11 protein-coding genes and 1 pseudogene are annotated in these 13,351 nt (G+C 61.3%); 4 read left to right on the plus strand and 8 right to left on the minus strand.

Translation table 11 applies throughout. From position 1 onward, the window contains the following. Window positions 1-136: pseudogene (locus tag QZ609_RS09200) on the minus strand (ATP-binding protein); the annotation flags it as partial. Next, on the minus strand, window positions 126-1,652 hold the full coding sequence (gene istA / locus QZ609_RS09205; RefSeq protein WP_295493595.1) for an IS21 family transposase: 1,527 nt from the start codon (window positions 1,650-1,652) through the stop codon (window positions 126-128). The gene istA and the pseudogene QZ609_RS09200, both read right to left, overlap by 11 nt. A 161-nt stretch (window positions 1,653-1,813) precedes the next feature. Here istA and QZ609_RS09210 point away from each other — a divergent pair, with 161 nt between their 5' ends. The 4 genes from QZ609_RS09210 (at window position 1,814) to terL (ending at window position 5,818) form a co-directional block, all read left to right on the plus strand. After that, window positions 1,814-2,419, plus strand: a complete 606-nt coding sequence (locus tag QZ609_RS09210) for a hypothetical protein (RefSeq protein WP_295493598.1) — start codon at window positions 1,814-1,816, stop codon at window positions 2,417-2,419. Window positions 2,420-2,531: 112 nt separating this feature from the next. Then, the gene (locus tag QZ609_RS09215; protein WP_295493601.1) at window positions 2,532-3,911 is read left to right on the plus strand and encodes a site-specific DNA-methyltransferase; all 1,380 of its coding nucleotides are present in this window, start codon (window positions 2,532-2,534) and stop codon (window positions 3,909-3,911) included. A gap of 3 nt (window positions 3,912-3,914) precedes the next feature. Further along, the gene (locus QZ609_RS09220; protein WP_295493604.1) at window positions 3,915-4,349 is read left to right on the plus strand and encodes a DUF5681 domain-containing protein; all 435 of its coding nucleotides are present in this window, start codon (window positions 3,915-3,917) and stop codon (window positions 4,347-4,349) included. A gap of 2 nt (window positions 4,350-4,351) precedes the next feature. Then, window positions 4,352-5,818 carry a phage terminase large subunit gene (terL, locus tag QZ609_RS09225; protein WP_295493606.1) on the plus strand — a complete coding sequence of 489 codons (1,467 nt, stop codon included), beginning with the start codon at window positions 4,352-4,354 and terminating at the stop codon, window positions 5,816-5,818. A gap of 730 nt (window positions 5,819-6,548) precedes the next feature. On the opposite strand, the gene QZ609_RS09230 is transcribed toward terL, so the two are convergent. The 6 genes from QZ609_RS09230 to QZ609_RS09255 all read right to left on the minus strand — a co-directional run bounded on the left by QZ609_RS09230 (window position 6,549) and on the right by QZ609_RS09255 (window position 13,349). Next, complete coding sequence (locus QZ609_RS09230; RefSeq protein ID WP_295493609.1) at window positions 6,549-7,472, minus strand: alpha/beta hydrolase; 924 nt, start codon at window positions 7,470-7,472, stop codon at window positions 6,549-6,551. A gap of 561 nt (window positions 7,473-8,033) precedes the next feature. Beyond that, on the minus strand, window positions 8,034-8,810 hold the full coding sequence (locus QZ609_RS09235) for a hypothetical protein (protein WP_295493612.1): 777 nt from the start codon (window positions 8,808-8,810) through the stop codon (window positions 8,034-8,036). Between the two features lie 170 nt (window positions 8,811-8,980). Further along, entirely contained in the window at window positions 8,981-9,331 is a 351-nt protein-coding gene (locus QZ609_RS09240) for a hypothetical protein (protein WP_295493614.1), read from the minus strand. Window positions 9,332-9,635: 304 nt separating this feature from the next. Further along, complete coding sequence (locus tag QZ609_RS09245; RefSeq protein WP_295493616.1) at window positions 9,636-11,228, minus strand: AMP-binding protein; 1,593 nt, start codon at window positions 11,226-11,228, stop codon at window positions 9,636-9,638. A gap of 73 nt (window positions 11,229-11,301) precedes the next feature. Beyond that, a complete protein-coding gene (locus tag QZ609_RS09250) occupies window positions 11,302-12,078 on the minus strand; it encodes an SDR family NAD(P)-dependent oxidoreductase (protein ID WP_295493619.1) in 777 nt (258 codons plus the stop codon). 113 nt (window positions 12,079-12,191) lie between these two features. Next, window positions 12,192-13,349, minus strand: a complete 1,158-nt coding sequence (locus QZ609_RS09255) for an acyl-CoA dehydrogenase family protein (protein ID WP_295493621.1) — start codon at window positions 13,347-13,349, stop codon at window positions 12,192-12,194. Window positions 13,350-13,351: the final 2 nt, after the last annotated feature.

The raw sequence follows: 13,351 nt of genomic DNA on the forward strand, positions 1-13,351 counted from the left end.
CCTTGAGCAGACGCGACAGGATGGCCACGGCCGACTGGTAGGCCGGCGAGTCCTGTGCCGCCAAGTCTCCCAGCGCTTGTGCCATGCCGTGCAGCTTCAATGACTTCAGCATCTCCACCATGGCTTCATGCTGCATGATGCACCTCCCGGTTGCGCAGTCGGTCATAGCGGCCGACGTTCGCCTGCGGTTCGACGTGCAGCGCCAGCGCCTGTGGTGAAGTGATCGGTGCTACGGGTTCGCCTTCCAGGAGGCGGCTGAGGATGTTCAGGATGGTTTGCTTGGACGGTGCACCCGCCTCCAGTGCGAGCTCCACCGCAGTGAGCACGGCCTGCTCGTCGTGCAACAGCACCAGCGCGAGGATCTCGACCATCTCGCGATCACCGCCGGGTCGCTTGAGCAGTGTGGATTGCAGACGCCGGAAGCCCTCGGGCAGTTCGGCAAACGGGGCACCGTTACGCAGTGCACCGGGCTTACGCTGGAGCACCGCAAGGTAGTGGTGCCAGTCATAGATCGTGCGCCCCGGATGATGGCTGCGGTCGATGTGCCGCACGTGCTCGGCAATCCTCTGGCCTTCGGCCACGAACACGAGCCGATTGGCATAGACGCGTAGGCTGATGGGCCGGTTGGCAAACGAGGCCGGCACGCTGTAGCGGTTGCGCTCGAAGGTCACCAGGCAAGTTGGTGAGACGCGTTTGGTGTGCTCCACAAAGCCATCGAACGGCTGGCCCACCGGCATCAGGTGCGGCCGCTCCAGCGACCAGGCTTCCCAGAGGGTCATGTCCAATTCCGGATGGCGGGTCTGCTGCCATAGGCGCACACACTGGTCGGCCAGCCAGTCATTGAGCGCGGCGAGAGAGCCGAATGCAGGGATGCGTTGCCAGATGCGGTGACGGCTGTCCTGCACGTTCTTCTCTATCTGCCCCTTCTCCCATCCCGAGGCCGGGTTACAGAACTCGGCGTCGAACAGGTAGTGGCTGACCATGGTGCTGAAGCGCAGATTGACGTCACGCAGCTTGCCCTGGCGCACCCGATCCACGGCGGTCTTCATGTTGTCGTAGATGCCGCGACGCGGGATACCGCCCCAGGCCACAAAGGCGTGGTGATGGGCATCGAACAGCATCTCGTGGGTCTGCAGCAAATACGCGCGCAGGAAGAAGGCGCGGCTGTGGCTCAGCTTGAACTGGGCCACCTGCAGCTTGGTGCGCTCGCCGGCGATGACCGCCCAGTCCTCGCTCCAGTCGAACTGAAAGGCCTCACCTTCTGCGAAGCGCAGCGGGACAAAGGTGCCGCGTCCCGACGTACGGGCTTGCTCCTGTTGCTCCTGACGCCAGCGGCGAGCGAATGCAGCAACGCGATCGTAGGAGCCGGTGAAGCCCAGTGCACACAGATCGGCGTGAATCTGCTTGAGTGTGCGCCGTTGCTTGCGTGGCTTGTTGGCCTCGGTCTTGAGCCAGGCGGAGAGCTTGGCGGCATGGCCGTCGAGCTTGCTCGGGCTCTGCCGTGCAGGATAGGCCGGTGCCGTGGTGTCAGCGCGCAGATAGCGCCTGACCGTGTTCCTGGAGATGCCCAGGCGTCTGGCGATCTCGCGCAGCGGGATCTGGTCGCGAAGATGCCAGCGTCGAATGATGCTCAGTATGGCCACGTCGATCACTCCGATCTCCCGCTCGTTGCCGAGCGGGACAGTGTTCTATACGTGGGTCAACATTCGATGCAAAAACCTACCTCGGGTGGGTCAGGATTCGGTGCAAATCAACAGCTCCACGGCAATTCGCTTGCGATTTCACCCGCGAGGAGCCGTACGAATGCGGCGCAATGCTCTTGACACTGTTGGCACACCCTGAGCCCAACGTGGATGGTGGCGTCTGGGCACGCCTGCATCAGTCCCTGTGCCATCTCCATCTACGAGCATCGACGGAACTGGATGACGCATGGGCCAACACGCCGCAGATGATTAAGCCCTACTATGCGTTCGTTGAACCCAAGCAGGTCGCTCGAAGTCTGCGCCAATTCCAGCGCCGTCTACGTGACCGCATGATCGCTGCGAAGATGGCGATTCCTTATTTGCAGGAGATCGTTGGCGAAGCGCCGCCCCCGCCCGCCAGCATCGCACGGCTGTCGCTGAATGAGCTATCAAAGTTGGCCTCGATCGATCTACCCGACGCCGATCCAGCCGATGTGGAAAAGCGCGTTTGGCGGCCGAGCCTACCCGTGATTCACTTGGCGGCCGCCCTGGATGTCACGATCCGCGAGGTTGAGAAAACTCACGGCGAAAGAATCTATTTCGGCCACCTGATGATCTACCCCCATCTGTTGCGCCATGTTCTCCACATGGCGCAGCTCTATGCCGACACGCTGTACCAGAGCAAGTCGCTCTCGATCCCGCCCAACACTCTGATCGAGTTGCGCCCTATCGAGTAAAGCCCGCCCGACTGGGGGCAAGAACTCCCTCGGTCTTTGCCCTCGATCTTCCTTTTGTCGTTATGCAGACTGCACTCAGATCCAGTTTGCAACGCAAGGAGGGCATCGAACCATGGGCACGAAAGCACCCCTGCCCGGGAACGGCAAACCGCATCGCCTCGATATCACCTGTCGGCCAGCCGAGGCACTGCGCCCCGATCCTCGCAACGCGCGGATGCACAACCCGCGCCAACTCCGGCACCTAACCCATAGCATCCAGGCCTTCGGCTTCAACGTCCCGATCCTGATCGACGCTGACGATCGCGTCTTGGCCGGCCATGCCCGCCTGCAGGCAGCCAAGGAACTTGGTCTCAAGCTGGTGCCTACCATTCGCCTGGAGCACCTGACACCCCAGCAAGCCCGTGCCTTCCAGATCGCCGACAACCGCCTGACAGAGCTTGCCACCTGGAATGACCAGCTTCTTGCCGAGCAACTGCAGGAGTTGGCGGCCGTTGATCTCAATTTCAGCATCGAGGCCACCGGCTTCTCCATGGGCGAGATCGACCTGCGAATCGAGGGATTGACGGGAGTGGCCGAAGCGGCCGATCCCGCCGACCAATTGCCGCTTCTTGAGGAGCGCGCAATCTCGGCTCCCGGCGATCTGTGGCAGTTGGGTGAACACCGCATCCTGTGTGGAAACGCACTGGAGGAGCCCTCGTACCGGGACCTCATGGGCGGCGGCAAGGCCACCATGGTCTTCTCCGATCCGCCCTACAACGTCGCGATCGACGGCTTTGTCGGCGGCAAGGGCAAGATCCGCCACCGGGAATTTGCCATGGCAGCAGGTGAAATGACCACGGCGGAATTCCAGACCTTCCTGACCACTGCCGTGGGACAGATGACGGCATACAGCGTCGACGGAGCCCTCCACTACCTATGCATGGATTGGCGGCACGCCCACGAGTTGCTGACCACCGCCGAGCGCCACTACACCCTCAAGAACCTCGCGGTGTGGGTCAAAGACCGGGCCGGCATGGGCAGCCTGTACCGCAGCAAGCACGAACTGGTGTTCGTGTTCAAGCACGGCACAGGCCGCCACCGCAACAACATCGAGCTGGGCCGCCACGGCCGGGACCGCTCCAACGTCTGGCAGTACCCCAGCATCATGAGCGATCGCAAGGGGGAGGAAGATGATCTGCTGGCGCTGCACCCCACCGTCAAGCCGATCCGGCTGGTGGCCGACGCGATTCTGGATGCTTCGGTGCGCGGCGACGTAGTGCTGGATCCGTTCCTGGGTAGCGGCACCACGTTGATGGCCTGCCAGCGCGTCGGCCGCCGCTGTCGCGGGATGGAACTGGACCCACGCTACGTGGATGTCGTCATCCGCCGTTGGCAACGTGATACGGGCGAGGCGGCAATCCACGTCGCCAGCGGCCAGACGTTCGCCGCACGCGAGCGCAAGCGACGCAGAACGACATCGACCGGGAAATCCGCGCCGGGTATAGGGAGGTAAGTCATGACCAAGCGAACCAAAGAAGGCTCCTCGGCGCCGGGGTCGGCCGCCTATGAGGTCGGCTTCGGCAAGCCACCGAAGGCGACCCAGTTCCGCAAAGGCGAGTCGGGCAACCCGCGAGGCCGTCCCAAGGGTCGCCGCAACTTGGCCACCGAGCTGCACGCCGCACTGAACGAGACCGTGACCGTCACAGAACACGGTAAGCGCAAGCGCCTGACCAAACGCACCGTGATCTGCCGGCAGTTGGCGAACCGCTCGGCGGCTGGCGATCTGGCCGCCCTGCGCCTCCTGCTACCGCTGATCACCCAGGCTGAGACGGCTGAAGCCAACGCTACCACTACCGAGACCCCTCTCGACCCGGAACTTGAACGCACGTTGACCAAAGCGCTGTTTGCACGCGTGGCCGGTCTTCAGGAACCGCCCGAACAGGAGAACTGACCATGACGCTCCACCCTCCCCGCCTTTCACAGGCCGACCTGACCCGGCTGATGCGACACGACTTCGCCAGCTTCATTGCTGCGGCGTTTGTGGAACTCAACCCCGGGACGTCATATCTGCACAACTGGCACATCGATGTGCTCGCCGCCCGGTTGACCGCGTTTGCGCAAGGCAAGACCACGCGCCTGGTGATCATGTTGCCGCCCCGCAGCCTCAAGTCGCATTGCGCGAGCGTGAGCCTCATAGCGTGGCTGCTGGGCCAGGACCCGACCAAGCGCATTATCTGTGCAAGCTACTCGCAGGATCTGGCGGACTTCCACGCACGTGCCTGCCTCAAGCTGATGCAGTCGTCGCTCTATCGGCACCTGTTTCCGGCCACCCAGCTCAGTACAAGTCGGCCGGCGACCGCTGAGTTCTTTACCACCCTACAGGGCATGCGCTTGGCAACCTCGGTTGGTGGCACCTTGACCGGCAAAGGAGGCGACTTCGTGATCATCGACGATCCGCTCAAGCCCGAAGACGCGATGTCCGACACGCTGCGCAACCACGTCAACGAATGGTATGACGGCACGATGATCTCGCGCCTGAACAACAAGGCGACGGGCGGCGTGCTGATCATCATGCAGCGACTGCACGAGGACGACCTGGTCGGCCACGTGCTGCAGCAGCATGGTTGGGAGGTGCTGCGGCTGCCGGCCATCGCCGATACGGACGAGGAATTCCGGATCGACACGCCTCTTGGCCACCGCACGTTTAAACGGCAGGAGGGCGAGGCACTGCATCCGGAGCGAGAATCGATCGCGACCCTGGACCAGATCCGGACGGCTCAGGGTGAGTATCACTTTGCGGCGCAATACCAGCAATTGCCAGCGCCGCGCGGGGGCGGGCTCTTGAAGACAGCCTGGCTCCAGTACTACGAGGCGCACGAGCGGCCCGAGTCGTTCGACCACATCGTGCAAAGCTGGGATACGGCGGCCAAAGCCACGCAGCTGGCCGACTACTCGGTCTGCACAACCTGGGGCGTCAAGGGCGACAAGATCTACCTGCTGGAGGTCTATCGGGCCAAGCTGGATTTCCCAGACCTGCGGAGGGCCGCAATCCAGTTGGTGGAGCAACATCGTCCGGACTACGTCCTGGTGGAAGACCAGTCGAGCGGCACGCAGCTCATTCAGGAACTCCCCACCCACGGCGTCATGACGGTCACGGCCTGCAAGCCCAAGGGCGACAAGGTGGTGCGCTTCCACCGCATTACGTGCCTGTTCGAGACGGGAAAGGTGCTTATCCCACGCAGCGCGCCGTGGCTCGCGGAGTTCGTCTACGAGCTCACGGTCTTCCCGACCGGGCGGCACGACGACCAGGCCGACTCGATGACGCAGGCGCTTGGCTGGATTCAAGATAACGCGCTTGAACCCGGCATTATTGGGTACTACCGGAGAATGAACGAGAAGCACCGCAAGGGTGAGAGTTGAAGAAGTGGAGGCAAAACAAGGCGGCGCTCGATGTGGGTTCGGCGGTGGGGTCCATCGCGCTGCGTGCACGGCCAGCCAAGGCGGGATTTTGGCTGACGAGAACGACCGTGGCCGCCAACTGACCGGCTGCTGCCGACCCGTTGCCGACGTTCGAAGCACCAATGCCGCAATGTCCACTCCCGGAAGAGCAGACATTCGCGCATCGAAGTCCGTGGGCATGTCCACACGTAGGTGGCCCGCGGCCGGTGGGTCAGTTTGTCGATCAGCTCAGCAGTCACCGCGATCCCTCTGATACCTCCTGAGTCGCCAGTGTTCAAGCCGTTGACCCTGCCTGTATCCCCAATCGCCACCAGCGGCTGCACCGGCGCGCGCGTGCCGCTGCCTGAGCCGGGGAGTGCAAGCGAGTAGATCGGTGTCGCTGGTGAGCGGAAACGACGTCCCCCTTCACCGATCAGGTTGCCGGCGGCATCGGCAAACGCGAGCGAGAGGAGCTTGTTGGCGGGCACCACGCTGGGCGTCACCACGCTGATGCACAGCGTCTCGCCGGCCACGAGGCCGACGACAGGAAGACGCGGAGCGGTCGGATCGTTTCAGCGAAGAAACACTTTCATGGAAGCCGGTGGAATGCGCGGACAGCGCAGCCCACACGGCGCGCCAAAAGCATCTGCACGCCTGACCGGAAGCCACGTCGCGCGTTCTACAAAGCGACGGCTTTGGCGAAAACGAACCGTCAGTGCGCTGCCAGGAAGCTCAACACCGCCTGATTGAACCCGGCCGGATTGAGTCTTGGCATGCTATGTGCGGAATGCTCGACCTGCTTGCGCTCCGGCATCGTCTTCATGCAGGCCGTGATCTTGTCCAAGATGATGTGAAAGATGGTGGCGCTTTGCTCGGCCCCTAGCAGAAGCGTGGGAGCTGAGATCTTGCTTGCATCGACGCACGTGTAAGAGGCAGTGTCGTTGGAGCTACCCTTGACCGTCCAGGCGTTGTCACGATATGACTGCTTGATTGTCTCCGGATACTTTTCTTCCCAGGCTCGGGGGCCATTTACTGCGGCGGCAAACATCGAGAAGCCTCCCTCCATGTCGCCCTGATTGAACTGTTCCACCATGCGCTTGTATAGCAGGGCGGTTGCCTTCGTTTCCTCTGCGTATTTCGGGCCCGTTGGCATGAACGGACTGACGCCAAGTCCACCTTCGGCAATGACCAGGCTGCGAATCAGCTCGGGATGCGCGCTGGCTACGTACATTGCGATGGTCCCGCCCCTTGAGTGTCCGACCAGATGCACGGGCCCGGCATTCAGTGCCTTAATGAATGCCGCGACGTCCGCAGCATGCTGCTGGTATGAAAAATCGTTCCCATTGCCGTCCCAATGCTCCGGGTAGTAATGCCTCAGGCTCACCGAGATCACGCGATAGTTGGCCGAGAACGGCTCCATTTGCGCAGCATAGAAGCGGTAGTCCACCAAGGCGCCATGAATCAGGACAACTGGAACACCGGAGCCACGTTCAACATACGCCATGTCATAGCCATTGACCCGCAACACCTTGACGCCTGGCGGCAGGCTCCATGTCCGGGCAACGTCAGGAGGCGTCGACTGGCAGGCGGAAAAGGCAAGGCAGACGAAAGCGATGATGAGACGCGCGAGCTGCATGTTGATCACCACGGATGCGACGACAAGGGAACGAACATCATGCCGGTGCACGCAAAAAGCATTCCACGATTCTTAGGTGTTTGTTTTTCCTGAAGATTTGTGTTCGGTGGGTGAGTGCACGAGGTTTGTCGGCGGCAATCCGGTTTCAACTTTGAATTCAATCTGCTGCGCGACCAAGGTAGCTCGACGGGCTGGCTGGCTCGCCACATGCGAGCGCGAAGACCTGACGCTTGCTGCGTCAACGTCGACGACGCTGAGATGGCTCTGTGGATGGCAATGTCGGTGTTCACATAACGCTGCACTCCCCCGATCTTAGGTTTTGCGGCCACCAACGGCCGAAGTTCGGCTGGCGCGAACATTGGGAGTTCTGCGACGACTGGCTCTAACTGGCCGACCACGGAAAGTCGCGGCGGGCTGTGATCGCTGCGGCCAAGTTGATGGGTGAGCTTCCGGAGCCGACCCATGACTGCCGGTCGGCCCGTTGTATCCGCGGTAGCAGTTTTCAAGGTACAACGGCCATCCGCTCGGTCCATTGATGCCCCCCGGTGTTTGGCAAGCGAGTTACTCTGACCCAATTTCCGGCCAGCTCGCCTCATTGACCACCAAGGCGCTTCGCATAGACACGTCGACATGAAACGCGGTTTGCTGGTTGTAGAAGACGACGTCGACGCCCTCGACGGGTTCAGAGGCAAGATGCTGGTCTATCTGACTATAGTAGTCGGCCTTATATTCGGCGAAGCTGTCATCGAAGTTGATGATCAGGAAGGCGATGCGCCGCGCATTTCCACCGACGTCATAGACCTCCATTTGGCTTTTGGCCTTGCCTAGCGTGCTCTTTAGCTTCTTCAGGAACTGATCATTGAGCGAGTTCGATATGTAACCGCCCTGACCCGAATTACGGCGATTCGCCTCCTGCTCGGAGATATTGATGGTTTTGACCTCGCACAATACCTTCCGTGTGTCCAACGTCCCTTCGAGGTCTGGTGTTTCCTTTGTGCCTCGTGGCACGAACCGCACGCCAGAGCAGCCGAGCTCAACGAGATAGTTGTGGGCACGCGCCTGATTCAAAACATCGATTAACTGCTGCCATCCGCGTCCATTGGGATCATGCCGTGTCAGGTAGGCGCGCGCCTCGCTCTTCAATGCCTTCCACGACTCGGCGTCGAGCCGCTGGAACTCACGTTCACGAGCAAGCCAGGCGGCTCTTCGGAATCTATCTCTTGGGTCACGGCCAGTTTCAAAATCGGGAAAATATGCGCTCGGGGCCAGTGGGTGCTCGATAAGATCGAGCAGTTCGAATACCCTAGGCATAGATGCTCGGAACATGATCTGGGTCATCAGACTTCTGCGGAGCCACTAGTTTAAGCGAGCGCGGTGTTTCCGCCCCCCATCAAATGACAACGGCCCGCCGAGGCCAGCGAGTCGTCGCATAGGCTCGTCACTTTGTGTAGGACTATTCACGGTGCATGCTGTCGAGGATCTGAGTGCGACCATATCCGCATCTTTTCCTACTGGAGCATCAACGTCACGCGCGTCAACTCACCCTCCGAGAACTGATAGTGAATCCACACGTTGTCGTACTCAAATCGAATCCATCCGGCACCGTCCTTCGACTGCGACGTTTTTGTACCGGTTTTCGCGGCGTGGGATTTGGCTTCGGCAAAGTCGCGGAAGCACGAAGCACCGATGACATCTTGATCGATTGCAGAAAACCCTGAGTAGGGTCGGATGTAGCACCAGATCGTGCAGAGAACCTGCCGATCGTCGAAGCGGAATTCAAAGCCAGCCGACTCCGCCGCCGAACTGTAGGCATCCGGGGTGTTTTCATGCAGGCGGTCGAAGTCATAGACGACCTCCATGTCAAAGTGCTCCAGTACCTCTATGACGGAGTCGCTTTTCAGATTTTCGCCAAGATAGCTCGCTAGTCGCATCTGGAACATCCTAGATTGATGTGGTTCAACTTGAGGCGGGTGATATTACCGTTGCGACGAACGTCCGCAACTGGCCGGGAGGCGTCCGATTGGCCCGACTGGTTGGCGACCAGGCGTCATCCGGCAGAACTCGACCCGTTTTGGCCATCTGGTGAAGGTTGGTCAGTGTCTCAAGTTCGGCCTGAGCGGACGGTCGGCTGCTTCCCCGTCCACAGACCGTGTGCGGAGCTGCCTAGCTGACCTTGCGCTGCATGTTTTGCCAGTACTTTTCCTTGACCGCGCGCCGCAACACCTTGCCGACCACCGAGGTCGGCAATTGCTCGACGAACACTATCGACTTCGGGGCCTTGTAGCTGCCAAGCTTTTCCTTGGCGTGCACGATAAGCTCGGCGACCTCGACCGAGGCGCCGGGACGCAGTAGGACTTCCGCATGCACGGCCTCACCCCACTCTGGATGCGGGATGCCGACCACAGCGGACATCATGACGGCTGGGTGGGAGGCCAGCGCCGCTTCAACTTCGATCGCATAGATGTTGAAGCCGCCGCTGATGATCATGTCTTTCAATCGGTCGACGATGTACAGATAGCCGTCCTCATCGATGTAGCCGAGGTCGCCCGACTTCCACGCCCCGTCGGAGAACTCGGCGGCCGTCGTTTCCGAATTGTTGTAATACCCCTTGATGACGGCTCGGCTGCGGATACGGATTTCGCCGCATTGGCCGGTTGGCAGCGGTTTGCCCCGCTCATCGGTTACATAAACTTCGACGCCCGGTGTCGGCCGGCCAGCCGAAGACAGGCGCTTGATGCCGCCGCCAGTCGTATGCGCGGTCGCGTGCTCGGCCTTGTCAAGCGCCGACACGAACATCGGGACTTCGGTGGCGGCGTAGACTTGCGCGAAGATAGGGCCGAAGCACGTGATCAGGTCTTCGAGCTTGGCGGGACTCATCGGTGCGGCGCCGTAGATTAGGGTGTTCAGTGAAGAGAAATCGCGTGGGTTGGCGCGCTGCAATTCGAGCAGACGGTACAGCACGGTTGGCACCAGGAAGGAATGGGTAACGCGCTGCTGTTCGACCGTTTTCCGCCATTGCTCGAGATCGAGCTGATTGAGCGTAAGGTTGGCGCCGCCGGCATAGAAAGTCGGTACGAAAGCGACCATCGTGCCATGCGAGAGCGGCGCCACGTGCAACATGCGTGCGTGGCCATTGAAGCCGAAATCCGGGTTGCAGAAGCCGCCGTCGCGGCAAGCCATCAGATTGTCGATCGAGTACATCGCGCATTTGCCCTGGCCAGTCGTGCCGCCGGTGAAGCGCAACATGAAGATGTGCTCGTCGTCGTCAAGCTCCACGTCGGCATCGAGTTCGGAGGCAGCGTTGACCAGGCTCCAGAACTCGCGCACGCCGGGGCGCGAGGCCTGTTCCGGCGTCGGATTGTCCATGACGACGATCTCGCAGCCGGCCGCACGCAACACTGCGTAGTAGTCATCGAGCAGGCACGTTTCAATAAATACGACCTTCGGCTTGACCAGTTCAATCTGACGCGCATGCTCTTCCGGAGCGTCGCGCAGGTTGGTCATGACCACCGTGCCTTCCTGCTTGAGGACGGTCGGCAGCATCATCAGGCTCAGGTTGTCGTTTTCCAGGATAAGCAGAAACTTGTCGCCTTTGCCGACCCCGAGCGCATTGCGCAGCACATCGGCGATGCGGTTGGTCAATAGGTGGTAGTCGTGGAAGCTGTAGCTGCGGCCGCGCTCCACATTGACGATCGCTTGCCGGTCGCGAAAGCGCAGCGTCATCAGGCGCATTGCACGGCAAAAGTTCATTTTCATGGAATGGTCTCCTTTGTTCTTTTGCCCTCCCTCTTCGTTGGAGGAAGGGCACCCTGTCGACGGCGAAGCGCGTTTAGCGCGCGCGCAGGCGTGATGCCGCGTCCAGGCGAATGGTGTGCGCGTTGAGGTAGGCGTTTTCGATGATGAAGGCGCAGCAGTGCGCGAACTCGCGCATCTCGCCGAGGCGCCTCGGGGCCTCGATCTGCGCCTTCAACGCAGCGACAATCTTTTCGTCAAGCGTCCGCACCATCGGTGTCAGGAACAGGCCGGGCGCAATGGCGTTGACACGAATGCCGACGTCGCCGAGTTCGCGCGCCGCCGGCATGTTCATGCCCAGCAGCGCCGCCTTGGAGGCGGCGTAGGCGACTTGACCGATCTGCGCCTCGTAGGCCGCACCCGACGAGATGTTGATGACCACGCCCCGCTCCTCGCCAGCTTCCGGTTCGTTCCTGACCATCTGCTCGGCGCATTTGGACATGACGTTGAACACGCCGTTGACGTTGACTGCCGTCACCTGCGCGAATTTGGCCAGCGGCGTGGCCTTGCCTTCCTTGCCCAGCACCTTGCACGGCGTGGGCAGCGCGGCGCAATTGATGCAGACGTGAATCGCGCCGAAGCGAGCAACCACGGCGGCCAACGCGTTCTGCACCGATTCCTCGTTGCTGACGTCGGTTTGCACGAACATGGCGTGTTCGGCCCCGACATTCTCGACCGCCTTGGCGCCGGCCTCGGGGTTCAAATCGAAGATGGCGACGCGTGCGCCTTTCTCCTGTACTAGGTAGCGTGCCGTGGCGAGGCCGAGGCCCGATGCGCCGCCGGTAATGACGATGACTTTTCCTTCAATACGCATGATGTGTCCTATGGATATGGGTTAGAGACTGTTGCGAAAACCGCCGTGACATCGCAGTGGCTCCTTGCCGTACCACCCGTACTGGCTTCGTCGCCATGCCTAGCCTCAGCCCCTTAGAACGCCGGCACGCCGGTCAAGGCGCGGCCGATAATGAGTTGCTGCATCTGGGTCGTGCCTTCCGGAATCGGCGTGACGATCGCCTCGCGCGCGAGCTTCTCGACGAGGAATTCGGTCGTGACGCCGTTGCCGCCGTGGATCTGCACGGCTTGGCGGGCGATTTTCACGGCTGCTTCGCAGGCGAAGTACTTGGTCATCGCCGCTTCCATCTCGGCCGGCACGCCGGCTTCGATCATCGACGCCGCGCGGTAGGTCAACAGGCGTGCGGCGTCCACTTGGGTAGCCATTTCGGCCAGCATGGCCGCGATCAATTGGTGGCCCGCGATGACCTTGCCGTGCTGGCGACGCTCCTTGGCATAACGAATCGCTTCTTCGAGCGCGCGTCGGGCGATACCCAGTCCCTGGGCGGCGACGAATACACGCGACCTTTCGAACAGCGAGAGCGTGTTGCGCAGCCCCTCGCCTTCGTTGCCGATCATGTTGGAGGCCGGCACGCGTACGTCGGACAGGAAGATTTGTGCGGTGGACTGGCTGTTGAGTCCGATCTTATGGATACCGCGTACTTCGTAGGGATGCTCCTTGCGGTCGAGCAGAAAATGGGTCAACCCCTTGCGCGGGTCGTCGCTGGTGCGGCAGGTGCAGATCAGGAAGTCCGAGTATTCGCCATTGCTGATCCAGGTTTTTTCGCCGTTGATGATGAAATGGTCGCCCTCGCGGCGCGCGCGCGTCCTGATCTCCAATACGTTGGAGCCGACATCGGGTTCGGAAATCCCCATCGAGACGAAACTGTCTCCGCGCAAGAGGCCGGGCAGGTAGCGTTCACGCAAATGCGGCGGCGCGATCTTCTCGAGCAGCACCACGCCGAACGAGTTGATCAGCACCGGCACCGACAGGTCGGCCGAGGTGGTTGCTACTTCCTCGAACAGCATCAGCGAAGTCAGCCAATCCAGGCCCATGCCGCCGTTGGCTTCGCTCGCGATGCCCGACACCAGCCCGAACTCCGTCAGTTGGCGCATGATGCCGGCCATCTTGTCGCGCGGCACGAACTTGTCGCGGTATTGCTTGCTGAAGACCGGATCGATCTCGGCGTCAAGGAAGCGTTTCAGTCCATCGACGGCAGCCTGCTGCTCTTCGGTGCGGAATACGTGTCCCATGC

Source organism: uncultured Ralstonia sp. (assembly GCA_913056305.1).
In the GTDB taxonomy this organism is placed as follows: Bacteria; Pseudomonadota; Gammaproteobacteria; order Burkholderiales; family Burkholderiaceae; genus Ralstonia.

Excerpts from the sequence above, each read along its gene's own strand:
- QZ609_RS09210 (WP_295493598.1), top strand. The coding sequence starts at position 1,814 with ATGCTCTTGACACTGTTGGCACACCCTGAGCCCAACGTGGATGGTGGC.
- QZ609_RS09215 (WP_295493601.1), top strand. The coding sequence starts at position 2,532 with ATGGGCACGAAAGCACCCCTGCCCGGGAACGGCAAACCGCATCGCCTC.
- QZ609_RS09220 (WP_295493604.1), top strand. The coding sequence starts at position 3,915 with ATGACCAAGCGAACCAAAGAAGGCTCCTCGGCGCCGGGGTCGGCCGCC.
- terL (WP_295493606.1), top strand. The coding sequence starts at position 4,352 with ATGACGCTCCACCCTCCCCGCCTTTCACAGGCCGACCTGACCCGGCTG.
- QZ609_RS09230 (WP_295493609.1), bottom strand. The coding sequence starts at position 7,472 with ATGCAGCTCGCGCGTCTCATCATCGCTTTCGTCTGCCTTGCCTTTTCC.
- QZ609_RS09235 (WP_295493612.1), bottom strand. The coding sequence starts at position 8,810 with ATGACCCAGATCATGTTCCGAGCATCTATGCCTAGGGTATTCGAACTG.
- QZ609_RS09240 (WP_295493614.1), bottom strand. The coding sequence starts at position 9,331 with ATGGAGGTCGTCTATGACTTCGACCGCCTGCATGAAAACACCCCGGAT.
- QZ609_RS09245 (WP_295493616.1), bottom strand. The coding sequence starts at position 11,228 with ATGAAAATGAACTTTTGCCGTGCAATGCGCCTGATGACGCTGCGCTTT.
- QZ609_RS09250 (WP_295493619.1), bottom strand. The coding sequence starts at position 12,078 with ATGCGTATTGAAGGAAAAGTCATCGTCATTACCGGCGGCGCATCGGGC.
- QZ609_RS09255 (WP_295493621.1), bottom strand. The coding sequence starts at position 13,349 with ATGGGACACGTATTCCGCACCGAAGAGCAGCAGGCTGCCGTCGATGGA.